This is a genomic window from Lacrimispora algidixylanolytica, assembly GCF_003609635.1.
Lineage (GTDB): Bacteria > Bacillota > Clostridia > Lachnospirales > Lachnospiraceae > Lacrimispora > Lacrimispora algidixylanolytica.
This window is the reverse complement of record NZ_MCIA01000003.1, coordinates 172,894-195,738: the sequence shown is the minus strand read 5'-3', so window position 1 is coordinate 195,738 and position 22,845 is coordinate 172,894. Positions and strand designations below refer to the sequence as shown.

17 protein-coding genes and 1 pseudogene are annotated in these 22,845 nt (G+C 44.0%); 11 read left to right on the top strand and 7 right to left on the bottom strand.

Features of this window, described 5'->3' with window-relative positions; translation table 11 throughout:
• The 3 genes and pseudogenes from BET01_RS21980 to BET01_RS04285 all read left to right on the top strand — a co-directional run.
• Positions 1 to 1,555: pseudogene (locus BET01_RS21980) on the top strand (hypothetical protein); the annotation flags it as partial.
• 113 nt (positions 1,556 to 1,668) lie between these two features.
• Positions 1,669 to 1,923 (top strand): hypothetical protein, encoded by a 255-nt coding sequence (locus BET01_RS21975; protein ID WP_243117116.1) that lies wholly within the window; start codon positions 1,669 to 1,671, stop codon positions 1,921 to 1,923.
• 1,582 nt (positions 1,924 to 3,505) lie between these two features.
• Positions 3,506 to 4,225 (top strand): adaptor protein MecA, encoded by a 720-nt coding sequence (locus BET01_RS04285; RefSeq protein ID WP_120195526.1) that lies wholly within the window; start codon positions 3,506 to 3,508, stop codon positions 4,223 to 4,225.
• A gap of 118 nt (positions 4,226 to 4,343) precedes the next feature.
• Here the strand turns inward: BET01_RS04285 and BET01_RS04280 are convergent, their stop codons facing one another.
• Positions 4,344 to 5,357 carry a substrate-binding domain-containing protein gene (locus tag BET01_RS04280; protein ID WP_120195525.1) on the bottom strand — a complete coding sequence of 338 codons (1,014 nt, stop codon included), beginning with the start codon at positions 5,355 to 5,357 and terminating at the stop codon, positions 4,344 to 4,346.
• 154 nt (positions 5,358 to 5,511) lie between these two features.
• On the opposite strand from BET01_RS04280, the gene BET01_RS04275 reads away from it, so the two are divergent.
• The 7 genes from BET01_RS04275 to BET01_RS04245 all read left to right on the top strand — a co-directional run bounded on the left by BET01_RS04275 (position 5,512) and on the right by BET01_RS04245 (position 14,587).
• Positions 5,512 to 6,912 carry an L-fucose/L-arabinose isomerase family protein gene (locus tag BET01_RS04275; RefSeq protein WP_120195524.1) on the top strand — a complete coding sequence of 467 codons (1,401 nt, stop codon included), beginning with the start codon at positions 5,512 to 5,514 and terminating at the stop codon, positions 6,910 to 6,912.
• Positions 6,913 to 6,930: 18 nt separating this feature from the next.
• Positions 6,931 to 7,749, top strand: coding sequence for a transketolase (locus BET01_RS04270; RefSeq protein ID WP_120195536.1), 819 nt, complete (start codon positions 6,931 to 6,933; stop codon positions 7,747 to 7,749).
• Positions 7,746 to 8,681, top strand: a complete 936-nt coding sequence (locus BET01_RS04265; RefSeq protein ID WP_120195523.1) for a transketolase family protein — start codon at positions 7,746 to 7,748, stop codon at positions 8,679 to 8,681. The genes BET01_RS04270 and BET01_RS04265 overlap by 4 nt, the downstream gene beginning before the upstream one ends.
• Positions 8,682 to 8,684: 3 nt before the next feature.
• Positions 8,685 to 10,130 (top strand): FGGY-family carbohydrate kinase, encoded by a 1,446-nt coding sequence (locus BET01_RS04260; protein ID WP_120195522.1) that lies wholly within the window; start codon positions 8,685 to 8,687, stop codon positions 10,128 to 10,130.
• A 45-nt stretch (positions 10,131 to 10,175) separates the two neighbouring features.
• Positions 10,176 to 11,222 carry a LacI family DNA-binding transcriptional regulator gene (locus BET01_RS04255; protein ID WP_120195521.1) on the top strand — a complete coding sequence of 349 codons (1,047 nt, stop codon included), beginning with the start codon at positions 10,176 to 10,178 and terminating at the stop codon, positions 11,220 to 11,222.
• 211 nt (positions 11,223 to 11,433) lie between these two features.
• A complete protein-coding gene (locus tag BET01_RS04250; RefSeq protein ID WP_120195520.1) occupies positions 11,434 to 13,293 on the top strand; it encodes a beta-glucoside-specific PTS transporter subunit IIABC in 1,860 nt (619 codons plus the stop codon).
• Between the two features lie 16 nt (positions 13,294 to 13,309).
• Positions 13,310 to 14,587 (top strand): apiosidase-like domain-containing protein, encoded by a 1,278-nt coding sequence (locus BET01_RS04245; protein WP_120195519.1) that lies wholly within the window; start codon positions 13,310 to 13,312, stop codon positions 14,585 to 14,587.
• Positions 14,588 to 14,673: 86 nt separating this feature from the next.
• Here the strand turns inward: BET01_RS04245 and BET01_RS04240 are convergent, their stop codons facing one another.
• The 3 genes from BET01_RS04240 to BET01_RS04230 form a co-directional block, all read right to left on the bottom strand.
• Positions 14,674 to 15,555 carry an alpha/beta hydrolase fold domain-containing protein gene (locus BET01_RS04240; protein WP_120195518.1) on the bottom strand — a complete coding sequence of 294 codons (882 nt, stop codon included), beginning with the start codon at positions 15,553 to 15,555 and terminating at the stop codon, positions 14,674 to 14,676.
• 31 nt (positions 15,556 to 15,586) lie between these two features.
• Entirely contained in the window at positions 15,587 to 16,975 is a 1,389-nt protein-coding gene (locus BET01_RS04235; RefSeq protein WP_120195517.1) for an MATE family efflux transporter, read from the bottom strand.
• Positions 16,976 to 17,312: 337 nt separating this feature from the next.
• On the bottom strand, positions 17,313 to 18,311 hold the full coding sequence (locus tag BET01_RS04230) for a zinc-binding dehydrogenase (protein ID WP_207667562.1): 999 nt from the start codon (positions 18,309 to 18,311) through the stop codon (positions 17,313 to 17,315).
• Between the two features lie 150 nt (positions 18,312 to 18,461).
• On the opposite strand from BET01_RS04230, the gene BET01_RS04225 reads away from it, so the two are divergent.
• Complete coding sequence (locus tag BET01_RS04225) at positions 18,462 to 18,806, top strand: winged helix-turn-helix transcriptional regulator (protein WP_120195515.1); 345 nt, start codon at positions 18,462 to 18,464, stop codon at positions 18,804 to 18,806.
• 46 nt (positions 18,807 to 18,852) lie between these two features.
• Here BET01_RS04225 and BET01_RS04220 read toward each other — a convergent pair whose 3' ends face one another.
• The 3 genes from BET01_RS04220 to BET01_RS04210 are packed head-to-tail and all read right to left on the bottom strand — an operon-like array spanning position 18,853 to position 22,841.
• A complete protein-coding gene (locus BET01_RS04220) occupies positions 18,853 to 21,069 on the bottom strand; it encodes an alpha-galactosidase (protein WP_120195514.1) in 2,217 nt (738 codons plus the stop codon).
• 14 nt (positions 21,070 to 21,083) lie between these two features.
• Positions 21,084 to 21,914, bottom strand: a complete 831-nt coding sequence (locus tag BET01_RS04215) for a carbohydrate ABC transporter permease (RefSeq protein ID WP_120195513.1) — start codon at positions 21,912 to 21,914, stop codon at positions 21,084 to 21,086.
• Between the two features lie 21 nt (positions 21,915 to 21,935).
• Positions 21,936 to 22,841 carry a carbohydrate ABC transporter permease gene (locus BET01_RS04210; RefSeq protein WP_120195512.1) on the bottom strand — a complete coding sequence of 302 codons (906 nt, stop codon included), beginning with the start codon at positions 22,839 to 22,841 and terminating at the stop codon, positions 21,936 to 21,938.
• Positions 22,842 to 22,845 lie beyond the last annotated feature (4 nt).

Sequence of the window (22,845 nt, the reverse complement as noted above, 5' to 3'; positions counted from 1 at the left end):
CCTACCGGACCTACCGGCGACACTGGACCTACCGGCGACACTGGGCCTACCGGTGACACTGGGCCTACCGGTGACACTGGGCCTACTGGACCTACTGGCGACACCGGGCCTACTGGACCGACTGGTGACACCGGGCCTACCGGCGATACGGGGCCTACCGGACCTACCGGCGACACCGGGCCTACTGGACCGACCGGGGACACTGGGCCCACTGGACCTACCGGCGACACCGGGCCTACTGGACCTACCGGCGACACTGGACCTACCGGACCGACCGGGGACACGGGACCTATCGGTGACACGGGGCCTACTGGACCTACTGGTGACACTGGACCTACTGGACCGACCGGTGACACGGGACCTACTGGTGACACTGGGCCTACTGGACCGACTGGCGACACTGGGCCTACTGGACCTACCGGCGACACTGGACCTACCGGACCTACCGGCGACACCGGGCCTACTGGACCTACCGGCGACACGGGACCTACCGGTGACACGGGGCCTACTGGACCGACTGGCGACACTGGGCCTACTGGACCTACCGGCGACACTGGACCTACCGGACCTACCGGCGACACCGGGCCTACTGGACCTACTGGTGACACTGGACCTACTGGTGACACTGGACCTACTGGTGACACTGGACCTACCGGCGACACGGGACCTACCGGACCTACCGGCGACACTGGACCTACTGGACCTACCGGCGATACGGGGCCTACCGGACCTACCGGCGACACCGGGCCTACTGGACCGACCGGGGACACTGGGCCCACTGGACCTACCGGCGACACCGGGCCTACTGGACCTACCGGCGACACTGGACCTACCGGACCGACCGGCGACACGGGACCTACCGGTGACACGGGGCCTACTGGACCTACTGGTGACACTGGACCTACTGGTGACACGGGGCCTACTGGACCGACTGGCGACACTGGGCCTACTGGACCTACCGGCGACACGGGACCTACCGGTGACACAGGGCCTACTGGACCTACTGGTGACACTGGACCTACTGGACCTACCGGCGACACGGGACCTACTGGTGACACTGGACCTACCGGCGACACCGGACCTACTGGACCTACCGGTGACACCGGGCCTACCGGACCTACCGGTGGCACCGGACCTACTGGACCTACTGGCGACACGGGGCCTACCGGACCTACCGGACCTACCGGCGACACCGGGCCTACAGGACCGACCGGCGATACCGGGCCTACCGGACCCACCGGTGACACCGGGCCTACTGGACCTACCGGTGACACGGGGCCTACCGGACCTACCGGCGACACCGGGCCTACCGGACCTACCGGCGACACCGGGCCTACCGGACCTACCGGCGACACCGGGCCTACTGGACCTACCGGTGACACGGGGCCCACTGGACCTACCGGCGACACCGGGCCCACTGGACCGACCGGCGACACGGGGCCTACTGGACCGACCGGTAGTACGGGTCCTACCGGACCGACCGGGGACACGGGGCCGATTGGTACCGCTGGATTATCCGAATATGCTTATATCTATAATCTCGCTGCTCAAGTAGTTGCTGTAGAGGCAGATATAGTATTTAGTAACAACGGAATTATTGTTGGTACCATAACACACGCTCCCGGAACATCTACCATCCAATTTGGCAGCGCTGGTGACTACTCGATTTTGTTTTATGCCGCAGGTGTTGAAGCCAATCAATTTTCTGTCTTTCAAAATGGAACTCCCGTTGCTGGAGCAATATATGGATCAGGAGCCGGAACCCAACCGAATCCAGGTATGGTAATTATTACTGCTGCCATAGCCGATATCATAACAATACGAAATCACACAAGTGCTGCTGCGGTTACGTTACAAACTTTGGCTGGAGGAACACAAGTAAATGCTAATGCTTCCGTATTAATTGAAAAGATAAGCTCTTAGAATTGTTATTTTCATAAGAAGTAGATCATCCAAAGCAGCTGACGAACCATCAACCAACTGCTTTGGATAAATTACTAGTTTAAAGACAGTGGAGAGATTCAGCAAGGAGGGAGATGATAGTGGAAAATTGGTTTTTAAAAAATTATTTTCTTTATCAACTTTGCTCTGTTTCGCGCTTTTGCTGTTCTTCTTTTTACCACTGATTCAACATTCTTCTTGATACAGTTTGAGCTACTATCGATGCTCCTAATAGGAGGAATTCCATTTTAACCTACTTTTCCCTCCGGCGTCTGCTGGAGGGTATGTAATTCTGGACATGCCGGAGGCATTACAATGATTAAACAATAAAAATCCCTTTTACTTTTCTTAACTGTATCAAAGATAAATCCTGGTTTTTTCCATATAATAGTACTGATATACGCTGTGGTAGCAATTAGTATAAATTAATCTACTAGAATTAATTAATCTACAAGGGATTTTAAAGGAGAGTGAGAGCATGTATAAGAAATTTGGGAATGCAATAGACAAATCTGTGAGAGAATCAGAAATAGTTAATTGCAGAGCAAAAGCAAGTGTGTATTCTCGTCACCCTAATTTTCACTGCAAAATTGATTGTGGATATTTAAATAACACATCATTTATGGAAGACATATTTTAGAAAAATTTGGGGTGCCCGCTTGATCGCACGGTATTCCTCAAGCTCTAAATGATCCTACAGGAAAACTGTTCCTGCCTGTCCGGCTCCCAAGATGTCATATAGCTGATATTGTCCAGACAGAACGGCGTTTATAGCAGCCACCTCCTTACTGCCTGTCCAATATCCTCTCTTCTCATTTAATTTTTTATATTTTAAATTTATCAACTGGTATTTGATAAATTATTTAATTATAATCAACAGCAGGTCATTCAACCATAGAACTTCTTAGAAAAGTATTCGTTTCCGACTAAACTATTGACATAAGATTATAGCTGTGGTAACGTAAAATCAGAAAGAAACAACCGCCCCGTTACAAAGGGTTGGCCTTATACTAGATAGAAAACTCCACCCTAGCAACTCGCCAAAGCATACAAGGGTGGTTTTTCTATGCCCTTTTCAGGGATTATATAGAAAAAACGTTACTTACAATTATAAAAAATAAAGGTAAGTAATGCTAAAACGAATGAGCCAAAGGCCATTAAGTCCTTAAAGTCATACTTCATTCGCATCACCTCCCATCTATGTATTATGGGAGGCCAACGCCCTTGCAGAGACACGATTGTTCCTTAACAAAAGGATAACATTTCATATTTTAATTTACAATACTTTTTCCTTTTAATTACGAACATAAATTCGGAATAATGATAGATCAAGTATACAAATCAATTCATATTTGCTAAAATCATTATAAAAATAATCCAATAAAATAAAACCGGAAAATCCCAGTAATTAGATAGGATACCCGGTTTTTTGCATATAAACCTTAAATTTATATAAACTTTTTCACATAGTAATTGCCTTTTTGCTATATTATATAGTATAGTTATGTTGAGGAAGTATGTAAATATTCTTTCACTATTTTTTAAAAGAACAGGAAGTGATCCTATGAAGATAGAACGTATCAATGATAGTCAGATCCGTTGTACGCTTACCAGCTTTGATTTAAGTGTCCGAAACCTTAATTTAGGCGAGCTTGCTTACGGCAGTGAAAAAGCCCGCAACCTGTTCCGCGAGATGATTCAGAAAGCCTCTAACGAAGTGGGATTTGAAGCAGAAGACATTCCTCTTATGGTAGAAGCAATTCCATTATCCAACGAAAGCGTAATGTTAGTTATTACTAAAATTGAAGATCCGGAAGAATTAGATACAAGATTCGCAAAATTTTCACCATCTACAGACGAAGACTTGGATTCCATGCCAGGAGATCTGGCCAGCGAACTATTAGAAGGCGCTGACGGTTTGTTAAATCTACTAGGAATCGATAAGAAGAACGAACCGGAAGCCGAAAAGCCAAAAGACTCTACTGGTGCTTCCTCCATACGAATCTATAGTTTTCAAAGTTTAGATCAGATTTCCGATGCCGCAAGGGCCATCGGACAGGTTTATGACGGAGAGAATACATTATATAAAAAGCCGGCTACCAGACAGTATTTCCTGGTACTCCGCAACACTCCTGACAAGACTACAAACTTTAATCGTATTTGCAACCTGCTTGCAGAATACGGCTCCAAGATTCGTCAGGACTACGCTTCGGAAGCGTACTACAAGGAACATTACGAGGTGCTGATTGAAGGTCATGCCCTTCAGTCCTTATCCAAACTTTAATCCGTTCCTTTGTTCATATTACTTCATCACAAATTAAGGAAAGGTGTCATAAAGCAGCTTATTATAGTTGCATTATGGCACCTTTCTTTTTTATAATCATGCTTATTTTTATTCCTAATTATACGGATTTGCGCGGGATCAAAGTGGTTCCTACTTGAATCTTGACAGGATCTGGAATTTTATCCGCGATAAGCTCCACCAGCCGTCTGGCTGCCAACATTCCAATACTCTGCTTTGGTACATGTATGGTAGTTAACGGTGGTTCAATTATGGTGCTAATAGGAAGATTATCAAACCCAGCTATGGCCACATCCTGTGGGATCCGGTAACCAAAGTCACGAAACGCTTTCATGGCACCAGCGGCAATAAAATCATTATCTGCAAAATAACACCTGGCTGGAACTTCTCCCTGCTCTAAAAGTGTGGTCATGTCCGCATAAGCCCCTTCCATAGAAGGAGTAAGACGATGGACCAAGGTTTTGGAAGAAGACATGCCGTTTTGCCTTACCGCTTTATAAAAACCGTCAGATCGTTCCAAAAAATTAGTTATGGGATAGGAAGACTGTAGATAACCGGGTTGAGCCTTACATTTTTTTATTAAATAGTCAGTTGCGAAAAATGCACCTTGTACATTGTCAATGAGTACACAGTTTGTACTAATATTTTCGAAGCTGGTATCTAACACAACAAGTGGAATGGGAAGCTTTGTAAATGGCTTAAAGTCATGCTCCGACATCTCCGTTCCCAGCAAAAGAATTCCCTTGGTTCCTGAGCGAACCAGATCTGAAAGTTGATTCTCCACCCGGTCCTCCCCGTAAAGATAAGAAACGTTTAAGTGGTAAGGGAATTCTTTTAAACCAAGCCCCACCCCCTCAGAGAGTTGAGAGAAAAATGGAGTATCTCCCACCACGGCCCCACTTTTCTTGTAAATAATAAAATGTACCGTTCCCTCATATGAACTCTGCGTGGAGGACTCTTCTATTCTGGAAAAATCATAGCCGTTTTCTTTTGCAGCCTCCAACACCTTTTTTCGTGTTCTGGTACTGACCCCTGGTTTATTATGAAGAGCCATGGATATGGCAGCTTCCGATAGATTTAGAAGCTTAGCAAGCTCTTTTGCAGTCATGGACATCTCTGACCCTCCTTTTGGTAAATCAACTAAATACACTGTATCAGATTAAGTAAATTAAGTCAATCAATCACTAAATTAAGCTTAATTATCGATTGATATTTAGTAAATATAAGTAAATAATAGGAGTATCAAATGATTGGCAGGAGGTCATGTTATGGCAAATGTAGTATTGGGTTTTGCCCCCACGAGGCGGAGTATCTTTTCCGCTCCAGATGCGGTAAAATATGCGGATTTAACCAGGGCTCGATTAGAGGAACTGGGCGTTTCCTTTGTAGATATCAACGATATCTCTGAAGATGGGCTGCTGCACAGGGAAGAAGACCGTATTAAGATCGAAGCACGGTTTAAAGAAAAAAAGGTCGATGGTCTATTCGTTCCTCACGGGAATTTTGGCACGGAATATGAAGTAGCCAGACTTGCAAAAGAACTTAACGTACCCGTACTTTTATGGGGTCCCAGAGATGAACGTCCAGATGAGGATGGGATACGCTTAAGGGACAGTCAGTGCGGACTCTTTGCCACCGGAAAGGTGTTAAGAAGGTTTCGCATTCCATTTACTTATTTATGCAACTGCCGGTTAGAGGATGAAGAGTTCCAACGGGGAATTCGTAATTTCCTTGCCGTATGTAACGTTGTAAAGACATTTCGGAAAACAAGAATTCTTCAAATCGGCCCCAGACCTTTTGATTTCTGGTCCACCATGTGCAACGAAGGGGAGCTTTTAGAGAAGTTCCAGATACAGCTCGCCCCCATTCCTATGCCAGAATTAACAGCAGAAATTAAAAAGGTAAGACAAGACGAAGGAAAAATCAAGGAAATCATGGCATATTGCAGAGAGAATTTTAACGTTGCCATCAAGGATGAAGAGCTTGAAATGGTTGCGGCCTTAAAAGCAGCTATGAAAGCGCTGGCAGAACGTTATGGCTGTAATGCCATTGCAATCCAGTGTTGGAATGCCCTTCAAACAGAAATTGGTATCATGCCCTGCGCCGCCAACAGCCTGTTAAACGAAGAAGGTCTTCCCGTGGTATGTGAAACGGATATTCACGGTGCCATTACTGCAATCATGTGTGAGGCAGCCGGAATGGATGAGACCAGAACCTTTTTTGCTGATTGGACCGTTCGCCACCCAGATAATGATAACGGAGAGCTTCTCCAGCACTGCGGGCCATGGCCAGTATCTTGTGCCGCTTGCAAACCAACCATTGGCTATCCTCTTGCCTTTTCTCACCCTGGTGCGGTAGAGGCCCAGGCAAAGCTTGGAGATATGACCCTGTGCCGGTTTGACGGAGACAACGGCGAGTACTCTCTCCTTCTTGGAAATGCCAAAGGAATCGAAGGCCCTTACACCAAAGGAACTTATGTCTGGGTGGAAGTAAAGAACTTAAAGCGCTTGGAGGCAAAGATTGTGGAGGGGCCTTATATCCATCACTGTGTAGGCATCCATAAGGATGTTGTTCCAGTTCTTTATGAGGCCTGCAAGTATTTGGGAATTGCCCCGGATCTTTATGATGACAATGATGATGAAATAAAAGCATATATCCGTGGAGAATAGACTGAAATGGAGGAAAACATGGAAAGACTGAAAGAAAAAGCATATGAACTGCGCAGAGATATCATCGAAGAAATCTATCATTCCAAAGCTGGTCATGTGGGAGGGGATTTAAGTGTAATTGATATCTTAACTGTGCTTTATTATCAAGTCATGAATATAAACCCAGAAAATATAAAGGATGAGAATAGAGACCGTTTTCTTCTAAGCAAGGGCCACTGTGTGGACGCCCTTTACATGGTCCTTGGTGACAAAGGATTTTTTGATAAGCAGGAGGCCATTGATACCTTTTGTGCCTTTGGTTCCCCATACATCGGTCACCCCAATACAGATGTTCCAGGAATTGAGATTAATTCTGGGTCATTAGGCCATGGACTCTCTTTGGGCGTTGGCATGGCTCTTGCCGCTAAAATGGATGAAAAGACTTACCGCACCTACGTGGTGCTGGGAGATGGCGAGATGGCAGAAGGTTCTAACTATGAGGCTATGATGTCAGCTGCCCATTATAAACTTGATAATCTTTGTGCTACCATTGATTTAAATGGACTTCAAATCAGCGGACCTACCAAAGATGTGATGTGTACCAGTGATTTGGGAGCTAAGTTTAGAGCATTTGGCTGGAATGTGATTGATGTAGAGGATGGCAATGACTGTGTGGAGTTACTTTCTGCTTATAAACAGGCTGCTTTGGTAAAAGGACAGCCAACTGCAGTGATTGCTCATACGGTAAAAGGCAAAGGAGTCTCCTTTATGGAAAACCAGAAAGGGTGGCATCATGGGGTACTAAAGGAAGAACAGTACCAGATGGCAATGAAAGAATTGAAGGAGGTGCTCCAATGAGCCATATAACGAACCGTCAGGCAATTTGCGATACCCTTATGGAAGCAGCTAATCATGACCGAAGTATTGTTGTAACATGTTCCGATTCCAGGGGTTCGGCCTCTCTTGCCCCCTTTGCACAGGCATACCCAGAGCAGTTCATCGAACTTGGGATTGCAGAACAAAATCTTGTTTCTGTTTCTGCCGGACTGGCTTCCTGCGGCAAAAAAGTATTTGCAGCCTCCCCTGCCAGCTTTCTTTCCACCAGAAGCTATGAGCAGGTTAAGGTTGACGTTGCTTATTCCGGCACCAATGTGACCTTAATTGGAATCAGCGGAGGAATTAGCTATGGGGCTCTTGGAATGACACACCACTCTCTTCAAGATATCGCTGCCATGGCCTGTCTTCCAGATATGCGGGTGTACCTTCCAAGTGATCGGTTTCAGACAGCTTGTTTAATCCAGGAACTGTTAAAGGATGAAAAACCGGCATATGTAAGGGTCAGCCGGTCTGTGACTGAGGATGTCTATGGAGAAGCCATGGACTTTACCCTTAACCGTGCCGGAGTTTTAGCAGAAGGCAAGGATGCGGTTATCATTACTTGTGGGGAACTGGTTCCTTATGGAGTGAAAGCACAAAAGGAACTTAAAAAGCAGGGTTATGAGGTAGGACTCTTAGACATGTACTGCTTAAAGCCCATAGATGAAGATGCGGTCAGACAGGCGGCTCGTCAAGCAGATGTGGTCATTACGGTAGAGGAACATTCTTTGTTTGGAGGACTTGGCAGTATGGTCGCTCAAATCGTAGCCGCTGACAGTCAAACAAAGGTAATAAACATAGCTTTGCCAGACGGCCACTTGATTTCTGGCAACAATCATGAGATATTTCATCATTATGGTTTGGATGATGAGGGAATGGTTGCCGCTATTAAAAAGGCAAGAAGCGAGGGGTAGGCAATGAAATATATAATTGCAATTGACCAAAGTACCCAGGCAACAAAAGCTGTCTTATTTGATGAAACAGGGCGCATTGTTGGAAGAGCGGACCATTGTCACCAGCAGATTATAAACGAACATGGTTGGGTGTCCCATGACTTATCGGAACTCTATCAAAATACCATACGCTCGGCTCGTGATGTGGTAAAAAAAGCAGGCATTGACGCGTCCAGTATCGGAGCTGTTGGAATCAGCAATCAGCGAGAAACCACTGCCCTATGGGATAAGAATGGAAATCCTTTGGAGCGCGCAGTTGTTTGGCAATGTGTCCGGGCAAAAGAAGAAGCGGACCGACGAATGGATTGGAAGGAAATAATTCAAAAGAAGACAGGACTTCCCCTATCTCCTTATTATCCGGCTGCAAAGATGGCCTGGCTTCTTCATAAAGTCCAGCCAAAAGAGCCATACTGCCTGGGAACCATTGATAGTTGGCTTGTCTATAAACTGACTCACGGAGACAGCTTTTATACGGATTACTCCAACGCCTCCCGCACTCAGCTATTTAATCTTCATACTCTTTGCTGGGATGAGGAACTGTGTCGTTTATTTCATATCCCTATGACGGCTCTGCCAAAGGTTATGGACAGCAATGCCTGTTACGGCTATACGGATTTTGATGGATTTCTGGATAAGAAAATTCCCATTCATGGAGTGATGGGCGATTCTCACGCTGCTCTCTTTGGTCAAAAATGCCACTGTAAGGGAATGGCTAAAGCTACCTACGGAACCGGATCTTCCATTATGATGAATGTGGGAAGCTCCTTTGTAACTAGCAATGCAGGCCTTGCCACCTCTCTTGCCTGGGGTATTGACGGAAAGGTGGAGTATGTGCTGGAGGGCAATATCCATTACGCCGGTGCCGTGATTTCCTGGCTTCAAAACGATTTAAAACTGATATCGTCCGCCTCAGAAGCAGAGGAACTGGCACGCACGGCCAATCCAGAGGACGGTACCATATTAATCCCTGCTTTTACTGGCCTTGGAGCCCCTTATTGGAAAGAAGATGCCAAGGCGATGTTATGGGGAATGAGCCGTACTTCTGGGAGAGCAGAAATTGCAAAAGCTGCCTTAGACAGCATTGCATTCCAGGTGATGGATGTGCTGCACGCCATGGAATTAGACAGCGGCTGCAATTTAAAAGAACTATGCGTAGATGGGGGACCTACTAAAAACAGCTTATTGATGCAATTTCAAAGTGATATCACCCAGCAAAAACTACGTGCTGCTAAGAAGGAAGAATTGTCCGCCATCGGCGCCGCATATCTGGCAGGTTTGGCAGCAGGCATTAGCAGGGAAGATGAACTATTTGGTCAGATGGAGTACGAAGTCTATACCCCATCCATGGAATTTGAGAAACGAAGTAAATATGTAGAGCGATGGAATGATGCTCTATCTATGATTATGTAAACTTATAAATAAGCCAAAATTCAAAAAGTGAGGTGATAAATCATCATGCGTATCAAATCAAAGGATATTGCGTCAGCGCTTTTGCTTTCTCCTGCAACGGTCTCTCTCGTTTTAAACAATAAGCCAGGAGTCAATGAAGCCACCAGAAAACGGGTTTTTGATTATCTAGAAGAAATGGAACGGACAAATCAGGAGAAAACAAAAATTCAGAATGCAGAGAACAAAGGAACCATACTATTTTTAACTTACATCAAACATGGTCTCATATTAAAGCAGATCGCAAACCAGCCTGGTTCCCGTTTATTTGATGATATGCAGGCTCAGTGCGCCCTTAGTGGATATCATTTTTCTTATGAAGTCTATCATGAAAAAAACGGAAAACTGGAAGAACTCTTAACCAGTATCACAAACCGCAATATCAAGGGAATTTATTTCATGGCTGCTGAGATGATACAAAGTGATATTTATCCCTTCCTTAAATTAAATATTCCTATTGTGATTGGAGATAATTTATTTTATGAACTGGGAGTGGACAGCTACCTTGTAGATAACAGGGAAGGTATACGGCGAGGCGTGGATTATCTGGTGGATAAGGGGCACAGCCACATTGTGTATCTGGCCCAATCTGTTGATATCTTTAATTTTTCAGAACGCAGAAAAGCATTTATAGAAGAAATGGAGATACGACAGTGCGGGGATGGGACCAACCGGATGCTTCGCCTTGGAGATACGGTACAGGCCGTTTATGAAGCTATGAATCAGTATCTTGACCGGGGACTGATTAAGACCACTGCCTTTGTTTTAGAAAGCTCTGTCATCACCTTGGGAGCTACAAAGGCTCTCCTGGAACGAAATATTAAAATACCAAGAGAAATCTCTCTCATTGGATTTGACTCTCTTCCCATACAGAGCATACCCGGACTTAATCTGACCTTGATTAAAGGGACTCATACCAGAAGACATATGTCTGGCATAAAACATCTCATTCGTCGTCTTACGGAACCAGAAGAGGAAACCATAAGGGTATATTACCGGACCAGACTCATCGAGGGTGACAGCGTATTTGATAAAAAGAAATACATTTACCACTAACATATCACCCATGCATTTAAAGAAAATTTAAATGTATGGGTGATATGCACAAAAAAATTAAAATAGTTTTCATTTTCATGTGGTATTTTAACACAGATAGAGAAAAAGTCCATGGGGATTGAACCGAGATATTGGTGATGTTAGTATGAACTTACAAAGAGTCATACAGAGGTACTGTATGGGGTGCTTCATATCACAGGAGGGTAAAATTATGGCTAATAAAAATTATGATGAACTGGCAAAGCAAATCGTTGCCAATGTAGGTGGTGCTGAAAATGTTATCTCCCTGGTCCATTGCGCAACCAGACTTCGTTTTCGGGTGGCGGACAGTTCCAAGGTCAATAAAGAAAAACTAAAGCAAACAGAGCACGTCATTACCGTAGTAGAGGCTGGAGGACAGATTCAGGTCGTAATCGGCAATGCTGTGGGCGATGTTTACAATACCATTATCCGGGTTACAGATGTTAAATCAGGGGATGAGGGTGGCAATGACACTGAAGTAAAGGACAAAAACCTCATTAACCTGTTTATGAGCACAGTATCCGGCATCTTTGCTCCCACACTTGGGGCCATGGCTGGAGCTGGTTTATTAAAAGGAATTCTTATCTTATGTACCACTATGGGATGGCTAACCAATGATATGGGAACCTACCGGATTTTATTTGCTGCTGCAGACGGAATCTTCACATTCCTGCCTCTATTCCTTGCTTATACTTCTGCCAAAAAATTTAACGCAGATTTATTTGTATCTGTTGGTATTGCCTCCGCTTTGGTTTATCCGAATCTAACGGCCGCTTTTTCTGCAAAAGAGGCGTTAACCTTTTTAGGTATTCCAGTGGTCCTGGTAAGCTACACTTCCTCGGTAATTCCCATTATACTTTCCGTTTATGTTCTCTCTAAGCTGGAAAAAGGGTTAAAGAAGATACTACCAGGAGTCATTAAAAATATATTTACCCCACTAATCTCTCTGGCAGTTATGGTACCTGCTACTTATCTTGTGATTGGTCCCATTGCCGATTATGCAGGAAAGTTACTGGCTGGAGGATATATGACAATTGTAGGCGTGAACCCAATTATTGCTGGTTTTGTCCTGGGTCTTATCTGGCCGGCTGCTGTTATGTTTGGCCTTCACTGGGGATTCGTACCAATCGTAATTAACAACATCACTCAATATGGCAGAGATACCCTGTTTACCATTACAGGTCCAAATAACTTTGCTCAGGCAGGCGCCACTCTTGGAGTGTTTTTAAAGACAAAAGATAAAAAAGTAAAAGATATTGCTGGACCAGCAGCCATCTCCGCTGTTCTTGCTGGCATTACAGAACCAGCTATTTACGGGATTACCTTAAAATATAAAAAACCATTTTTCATTGGAGCATTCTTTTCCGGTATCGCAGGAGCCATTACTGCTGCCGTTGGTGCTGGTGCGCCCGCACTGCTTGGTACCAGCCTTCTAACCTTGACCGGCTACATCGGTGTTGGTTTTACAGGATTCTGTGTGGCTTGCGGGATTGCATACATTGGATCTGCTATCTGCACCTACTTGTTTGGATTTGATGACAGCATGCTTTTAGACAATAATAAAACAGCTACACCTGCTGTAAAAGAAGAAGTCCATGACGAATTTATCAAATCACCAGTAGGCGGAACTGTGATTGCATTATCAGAGGTTCCTGATGAAGTATTTGCCTCGGGTACCTTGGGTCAGGGAGTTGCTGTGATACCAGATTCCGGAACTATTTTTGCACCTTGTTCTGGTAAGGTTATTACCGCATACCCACATGCAGTTGGGATTCGGACCAATCTTGGAGCAGAAGTATTTGTTCATATCGGGATTGATACGGTAAAGCTTGGAGGAAAGTATTTTGAGCTCCAGGTAAAAGACGGCGATGAGGTAAAGGACGGCGACGTTCTTATCAAAGCGGATATGGAATCTTTAAAATCAGAGAGTTATAATGTAACTACAATGGTTCTGGTCACGAACTCCAGAGATTATGAAGAAATAGTGCCATCAACTAGCAAACATGCAACCGCAGGTGATATCGTACTAAACTGTATCTCAAGAAAATAAAGAAATGGAGGCCCCAATGAGCAGGCTTAAGATAAACGAAAACGGAAGAACTTTTTTACTGGACGGGCAAAGATTCTTTTATCTTGCAGATACCGTTTGGAGTGCCTTTACTTCTGCCACAATGGATGAATGGGAATTTTACCTGGAGAAACGCTGGTCACAGGGCTTTACTGTACTGCAGATTAACATAATGCCTCAGTGGGACCGCTGCATGTCCGATGTGGGTGTCTATCCCTTTGAAACACCAGATGGAATCACATTTGATTATACCAAATGGAATGAGGCTTATTTTGACCGAGCAAAGATCATGTGCAACATGGCAAGGGAGAAAGGCTTTCAGTTAGCCCTTGTAATCTTATGGCTTAATTTCGTTCCTGGAACCTGGGGAAGCAGGCTCTCTAAGGACTACATTATGCCAAAGGATTTTATAAAGCCTTATACTCGTAAGGTGATTGAAGAATTTGAGGAATTTGAACCGATTTATATGGTAAGTGGAGATACTGACTTTGATACCCCGGAATCCATTGATTACTACGAAGCAGCTTTATCTGAGGCATGTCTCATATCACCGGATTCTTTAAAGGCAATGCATATTAAACGGGGATATGATTATATCCCGGAAACCTTTTTAGATCGGATCAGTTTTTATATGTTCCAATCCGGACACAATGCAGACGGTCAGCAAATGGCATACTTACTGGCAGAAAAATTCTATGGAGATTATCCCAAAAAACCAGTGATCAACGCAGAACCTTGCTACGAACAAATGGGATTTAGCAGAAACATGTATGGCAGATTCCAACCATTTGACATTCGTAAAGCCGCATGGAGCAGTCTTTTGTCCGGAGCCTGTGCAGGGGTCACCTATGGCGCTCATGGCGTATGGAACTGGAAAAAAAGCGGCAAGCAGCCCAATCCCGTGATGGGAGAAGGCTTTGATCAATCTTTTCCCATGCAAGAAGCGTTATTATTCCCGGGAGCCTGGGATTATGGATATATAGCCGATTTCATGAAAGAAATGGTTGTTGATGAGCTAATACCAGTCTCTGATCTTTTGGAGGAAAAATCCTCTGATATTCGAATGGCCATGACCACTGAGGAAGAGTATTTGATCTATATGCCATATCCTACGGAGCTTTTAATAAAAAAGGAACTCCATGGGTATCAGGCAAAAGCAATTAACCTATCCAATCGAAGCGTTTCCAAGGTAGGAATTTGCGTCACAGAAGCCAGCACCAGAGTATTGATGCACAGCTTTCAGGAAGACACTTTGATTCTATTAAAGAAACAATAAGAAAAGCCCCGCAATTGCCAGGCAGTATCTCATACTGAACCAGCAATTGCGGGGTTTTTTATAACTGCAATATATTAAATAAATTCTTAAGCCTCATCTAGATAAAAAGAACAAATCAGTTTAAATGTCCCATCGGTCTCCTTACTGGGAACCTTAATCCAGTTATGAAACATACCTGCACCCTTCTTATAGATGATATCAGTTCCTTCTAACTTACCTGCCTTCTCTGCCAAAAGCTCGCAGTCGGGAGTCATAATCTCCTCTGTCCCTGAAAATACAAGAATGGGGCCTAGGTGATTCCAGTCTCCATATAGGGGTGAGACAAAGGGATGATCGGTTTCAAGAGGTCCGCAGTACTTCCCTCCTGCCACGCGCAACTCCTCTACAGGAAGAATAAAATCCGTTTTTTGAAACAACTTTATCTTTGGATTATTTAACGCGATATCAAGCCAAGGGGATACCACCGCTGTCTTATGAGGCATGGGAAGATCACCTCGGTCTCGCAGTTCCTGTAAAAAGGACAAGGCAAGACCTCCTCCAGAGAAATCTCCAAACAGGTAAAAAGTATCCTTTGGGTATTCCTTTATTAAGCCCTCATATGCCTCCATGAGACACTGATGCGCTGCCAAAGCCGTGTATTCGGGAGCCAGTGGATATTGAAAGATGGATACGCGAAACCCTTCCATAACGGCAAAATGTTCGGCGATTTCCCGAATTCTTTGATCCGGCTCCAAGGTATAGGCACCTCCTGGAAGCATAAGAATATGGGCATCCTTAGGGTAACTGCTGTTAATGGTAACACCGTAAAAGCCATTGACATCAAACGTCTTTACCCGTACTTTTTTGGTGAAGTTTAAAAGATCCAATTCATAGCTTCCCCGTTTTGGATGTTCCAAATCAAGTGCCATCTTCCTATCCGCTTTTCCCAATTTTGCAAAAAGCTTTGTCATCTCTGCTTTTAAACTCATGGTTCAAACTCCCCTTCCACGCCTGGCGGCATTAACAATCTTTGCAGATTTTATTAAGCTTTCTCATCTCGTAAATAACAAACTGTGTGACAATGATGGCCGATGTAATATCAGCAATCGGCCCTGCGTACAAGATTCCATTTAGCCCGAAATGAAGAGGCAGAATTAAAACCAAAGGAATCAGAAGCAGAAGCTGGCGAAGCATGGATAATATAGAAGCCTTTAACGGCTGCCCGGTGGATTGGAAATAGCTGGTGGCAATTACCTGGAAGCCCGCAGCAAAGATACCAAGCATGTACACCTTAAGGCAGCGAATGGCAAAATAGGAAAACTCCGCATCCTGAGAGCCAAACACACTTAAAATCGGACCTGGGAATATCTGACAGGAGAGCCAACCTACAAAAGAGATTGAGGTTGAGGCTACGGCAGCCAAAATGAAGGTTTTTCTCACTCGCTTATATTGTCCCGCTCCTTTATTGTAACCCATAATCGGCTGGGAGCCAATTCCGATTCCAATACAGATGGAAACCAACATCATACCAATCTTATTTACAATTCCCATGGCGCTTAAAGCAACATCTCCTCCTACTTCGGAATGGTTTCCGTAGTAGATCAAAGAGTTATTTAAAACTACCTGAAGAATGGTTGAGGCCACCTGAGTGATTCCGCTTGACATTCCAAGAGAAAGGGCTGACCGCAAGATAATAGGGTCAACTTTCATATTACTTCTGCGAAATCTCATGTGCTTTCCTTTGTATATAAAATAGGAAGCTAAAAATGCCGCAGAGATAAACTGAGATGTGATGGTAGCAAAGGCAGAACCACTTACTCCCCAGTGAAAAACAAAGATATAAATAGGATTTAAAATTGTATTAATGACTGCTCCTACTAAGATGGCATACATGGATAAAGCAGGACTTCCGTCCGTTCTAGCCATATTGCTTAATACCACACCAATCATGTTAAAAGGCGTACCAATCAGCATAACAGTCGTATACTGTCTGGCATAAATCATGGTGTTTTCCGTCGCACCAAACAGTTTTAACATCGGAGTCATAAACATAAAGCTTAAAATCATAACCACAGCACTGAAAACTAGGGTTAATACCAATACCGTTCCCAATGTCTTTTCTGCTTCTTGCTCCTTTTTTTCTCCCAGCTTGATGGCAGCATAGGCACTTCCGCCCGCTCCAAGAAGGGTAGACAGGGCAAGTACAATGGTTACAACTGGGAATGCAATGGTGGTAGCTGCATTTCCAAGATATCCAACCCCCTGACCGATAAAAATCTGGTCAACGATGTTATAAATTGAGTTTACCAGCATGGCGATAATGGCAGGCATTGCAAACTGCATGAGTAGCTTCCCAATGGGCTGATACCCTAGTGGATTGGCTTCGTGTGTCATTTTCTTTTGTTCCATATCATGTATAATTCCTTTCCTATCGCTCTAGCCAAAGAACTTGAGTTCTTTCTGATTCATGCCTTCATCCATAAAATTCTGCAATAAAAAAAACTGTTGTCCACAGCCTTGTAATAAGAATATATTTCCTTTTGCGGTCTATGAATCCTTTTTCAAGGACTTTGAGATTGATAAAAAAAGCATATCACAAGTTATTTGCATGCGCAACTCCATTTTATAAAATGAATTGCTTAGGCTTCACTTAAAGTTATAAAAGACAACAGGAGAAAGCAACATAGCAGGCTGTGCTACGTGCTTTCTTGCATATCATGCGTCTAAAAGAATCCTAAAATCAATCTTAATCTTGTGGGATTAAAATAGCAATATTACCTAACTGCCCACTTCTCTCCATTCGCTCATATGCGGATACGGTATCTTTTAAATCATAGGTAGAATCCATAATGGGATGAATGGAATGTTGTGTCATAAACTCTAACATGGATTTATATTCTTCCCCACTGCCCATAGAAGTTCCGGCAATGGTAATCTGAGGAAAGAATATGGCTCTAGCTGGGATTGTAATCTCATCCCCCGAACTAGCTCCAAACATTACAATTCTTCCATTGGGTTTAATTACATCAAAATATTGGTGAAAGGTTGCTGGCCCAATGCTGTCTAATATAAGATCAATGGAACCACTTCCCAAACGCTCTTTCCAGTTGCTATGGCTATCAAAAGCTTGAGTGATGGGCATTTGTTGCACAGACTTTAACTTTTCTTCACTTCGTGACGTTACACTCACCTCTGCGCCGATTGCAGATGCCATAAGTGCGGCAAAGGTAGCAACGCCTCCACCAATTCCTGGAATCAGTACGTGCTCCCCTGGCTTAAGATTTCCTCTTGTAAATAGGGCACGATAGGCGGTGAGTGGCGCTAAGGATAATACACCAGCCTCCTCCCAGGATAAATAAGAAGGTTTTCTCAGTGCATTTTGCTGAGGGATGATAACAGATTCCGCCAAAGTACCGTCTGTTGGCCCTCCTAATATACCAGGCACTACTGGAACCTGGTTCATGTACTCCCAGCCCAGACAAGGATTAATGATAACCTCATCACCAATGGTTCCATTGGTTACTCCCTCTCCAATTGCTTCAATCATGCCTGCCCCATCGGAACCAGGTATGAAAGGAACCTCCCCATGTCCCCTGGAATTCATTAGGAACAAATCCCGATGATTTAATCCCGCAGTCTTTAATCTTATCTTAACCTCACCCTTTTGGGGATCTCTGTCTGCTTGTTTTGTATATTGTAACCCTTTGATACCCTCTGCCCCTGCGTGTATCATTGCTCTCATCATAAACCTCCTGTATGAAACCATCTCTATCACCTGTCTTTTCTTATCATATATTTGACAAGGACACTTAAAGTTTATATGATAGTATTACAACTTACAAGTATGAACATTTATGTTATATACTAAACTTTTTGTAAGTATAGGAGTAGGAGCATGGATTTTGATGCGAAATTTGGAAATTGTCCCATCTACTACACGATTTCTAAGATTGAAGGGAAATGGAAGTGGGTCATACTATACAAGCTCTACAAATGCAAAGTGATGCGATATAATCGTTTGTGGGATGATCTGCAACCCATTGCACACAGAACCTTAAGCAAGCAGCTAAAAGAGTTGGAGGCGGATGGTTTGGTTCATCGAGAACAATACAATGAGGTTCCCCCTAAAGTAGAGTACTCTCTTACCAAAGATGGAGAAACCCTCACACCGATTCTTGACATGATGTCTCAGTGGGGAGAACGTCATATCAATCCCCGACCAGAAGTTTCAAATGATTAATATAAGGGGCTGTGGGAAAATAATTATCTCACAACCCCTTAATATTTTATTTCACTGCTTTTTCTATCATAATTAGAACGGATGCAAAGTCTCCCCTGTCTTTTGAAAAACGGACTCTATCAATTGGGATTCCAGCATACATTAACTGGCTTCCTGTAAAGACCTCTTCCTTATCCCATATGGTGACTTTATATGCCATCTCCTCTAAAAGTCCTGTGAGTTTTAATCTGAGCCAGCCGGCATTGGCAGGATTTAACACCTGATAATAAGCAGCAATGGCACGGTCTTTCTCATGGGATACCACCATCCAGGCTGTATCATTACCCTCAAACGGACTTTTCAGTCGATGGAAGGTTCCTTGATGGAGAAGCGCTCTGTTTTCCTTATAAAAGGCAATCTGTTCCTTTACTACTTCAACCTCTTCTGGCGTGAGGCTATTTAAATCAAGCTCATACCCAAAGGCTCCAAACAAGGCGACATCTCCCCTTGTCTTTAAGTCTGTAACACGGTGAATCTGGTGGTTTGGTACTGCTGAAATATGGGCCCCAATGCTGGAGATTGGATATACCATAGTGGTTCCGTATTGGATTTTCAAACGGTCTATGGCATCTGTGTTGTCACTGCACCAGGCCTGGGGAGCAAAGAAAAGTAGTCCTGGATCAAATCTGGCCCCTCCGCTTGCGCAGGATTCAAACAGTATCTTTGGAAAATCCCGAATCAGCCTTGTATAAAGCTCATATACTCCCAAAATGTATTTGTGCATGACCATTCCCTGATGTTTGGAATCAACTCCTCTGGAGAAGCACTCGGTCAGGTACCGATTCATATCCCATTTGATGTAAGAAATCTTAGCGTTTCCAATGACATCCTTTAACATGGTATAAACTGCATCAATTACCTCTATCCTGGAGAAATCAAGCACATGCTGGTTTCTGCTAGGGGTTTCAAAACGCCCCGGTGTGGATATGATCCAATCTGGGTGGGCTTCATAAAATCGGCTGTTTTTATTGACCATCTCTGGCTCAATCCAAAGGCCAAAGCTTAAGCCTAATTCTTCTATCTTTTCAGAAAGTCCTTTGATGCCTCCTGGAAGCTTCTCTTTGTTCACAAACCAGTCTCCAAGACTTCTGTGATCGTCGTTTCTTTCCCCGAACCAGCCGTCATCTAACACAAACAACTCGACTCCGGTTTCCTTGGCCTTTTTTGCTATGGATAAGATCTTTTCCTCATTAAAATCCATGTAGGTGGCTTCCCAGTTATTTAACAATACAGGACGCTCTTTGTCTCTCCAGTACCCCCTTGCAAGGCGGGTTCGGTAAAGGCGGTGGTACACCTGGCTCATATGGGACAAGCCCTGATTGGAATATACCATAACCAGCTCTGGTGTCTGAAAGGACTCTCCTCCCTGTAATGGCCATTCCAAGGTATCTGGGTGAATTCCCATAAGCACTCTCGCTGTGTCATGAGAGCAAACTTCAACCTGACCTAAGAAGCTTCCGCTGTAAACCAGACTGAATCCATATACTTCCCCACTTGATTCTGTGGTCTCTTTTCTTGCTAGGGCAATAAAAGGATTGTGCTCTGCGCTACTAATTCCTCTCATGCTATAAACAGACTGAATCCCCTGTTCCAAAGGACGTCTTTTAATATAACGTTCCCTGGACCATGCGCCGGATAACTGAATCATCTCGTATTGGCTGTCTGGAAGGTCTATAGAACCGCTCATGGCAGTGGTAAGGAGAATTTCCTCTTTGCCGTGATGCTCAAACCTGGCATTTCTCGTAAGCACAGGTAACTCTTTATAGATGGTGTAGGTGAGAATCAAATCTGTATCCATGACTTCATCGTAAAGTTGAATGCTTAATGTCTCCGCTTCCTCCTCCTCTTCCACATAGGTGGAGGGAAGGGGTAAGATAGAAGGTTTCCCTTTGATAATTGAGTGGGACTGATAAGTAAATCCAATGGTTCTGCTGCCATTTTCCTGTCTTATGACGCAGGCTCCGTACCGATAATCTCCAGTTCCATAGGCAGGATATTCCTGCTTTGTATACTCAAGACAAAGATCCACTGGCTCAGAACAGCTAATGGCTGCGTGAGGGCGTTCTCCGGTTTCAAATAGATAGGAAAAGGATTCTCTATCTGTAACTCTCTTTCCAAAATAAAGATTTCCCAACTGGCCATTTCCCATGACCTGAATGATATAGCTGAAATATTCGTTGCAAAGGTGAAACTCTCTGACTTCTTCGTGGTAAATGATTGACATAGTATAAGCTCCTTTTACAATTTTCCTCCAGATGTGGCAATTCCATCAATGAACTGTTTCTGAAATAAGAGGTATATTACAACCATCGGAATGCAGGCCAGCAAGGAAGCTGCCATTAATTCCGGATAATTTGCTACAAACTGTCCTTGCAGCTTTGCAAGGGCTGCAGATAAAGGCATGGTGTTTTGCTCTGTATTCACAACCAACGGCCACATCAGATCCTTAAAAGCGAACAATGCGGTAAAGATTCCAAGAGCTACCATGGAGGACTTTGTAAGGGGCGCCATCACATGAAGGAATGTCTGCCCGATGTTACAGCCATCTAATCTGGCCGCTTCCTCTAAGGATGCCGGAAGGCCCATATAAGCCTGGCGGAGAAGGAAGGTGCCAAAGGCGGTAACTAATCCTGGAAAGAGAAGCCCAAACCAGGTATTAAGCGCTCCTAAGCGGCTTACCATAAGGTACTGGGGGATAATGAATATCTGTGTGGGAACCATCATTTGAAAGAGAACCAGGGAAAATGCTAAGTTCCTTCCTTTAAAATGAAGCCGTCCAAAAGCATAACCTGCCATGGTCGCCGTCAATACCGCACACACCACTCTTCCAAGAATTAAAACAAGGGTGTTCCAGTATAATCGTAGAAAATTCATCTTGCTTAAAACCGATATAAAGGCATCCTTTCTCCAGACCCCAGGGAAAATGATAAACGGGTTCATCTGGGTGGATTCAGAAGTACTTTTAAATGCGGTTAATATCATCCATATAAAAGGCACCAGCATGGTGACAGATCCTGTAAAGAGGATCACGTAAATAAGGCTCTCCCTTATTTTTCTGCTCTTATCCATCTTTCTTCCTTCCTCCTCTTATTAGCTGTAATTAACCCATTTCTTCTGACACACCATCTGAATGACCGTAATCAATAAGATGACAACTAATAGAAGCAAGACAATGGATGAGCCATACCCTTTGTTCCCTTCCACAAAGGAGTATCGATAAAATAGATACACCAGGGACTGGGTTTTAACAAGAGCCGGATTGCTTTTATCCATCATCATATAAATGCTGTCAAATACCTGCATGGCTCCAATGATTCTTGTAACTGCAACAAAAAACATGGTTGGAGATATGAGGGGAAGGGTGATGTAGAAAAACTGTTTCACGCCTCCTGCACCGTCTATCTGGGAAGCTTCATAATAATCTCTAGGAATCTCTTTTAATCCAGCGATAAAAAGTACCATGTTATAACCAATGATTGACCAAATTCCCACAACTGCCACAGAGATGTAAGCGGTGGAGGGATTTGAGATCCAGTTGACAGAAGATAACCCAAGACTGTTAAGCAGGTGGTTAAAAAGACCAAACTCTGAGTTATAAAGCCATCTCCATACCATGGCAACTGCTGCCGGAGCTGCTACCATTGGGAGAAAGTAGATGGTTCTCCATGCGGACTTTCCCCGAATCTTCCCATCCATTAAAACAGCCAGTAAAAGAGCGATAACAATGGAAAAAGGCACTTCCACCAAAGCATATTTGAAGGTATTCATTAACGCCTGCCATACCAAGGAGTCGGTAAAAAGTTTCTCATAGTTTTGAAGACCTACAAAAACATTGCCCCGTCCAAATGCCCCGGTCTTAAAAAAGCTTTGATATACAGTCTGTATGATTGGGATGATGTTTAGAATGATCAGACCTGCCATGGTAGGCAAAAGAAACAACCACCCCCATAGAAATTCACTTCTCTCCCGTCTGGATCCTTTTATTTTAATGTTCATGAAG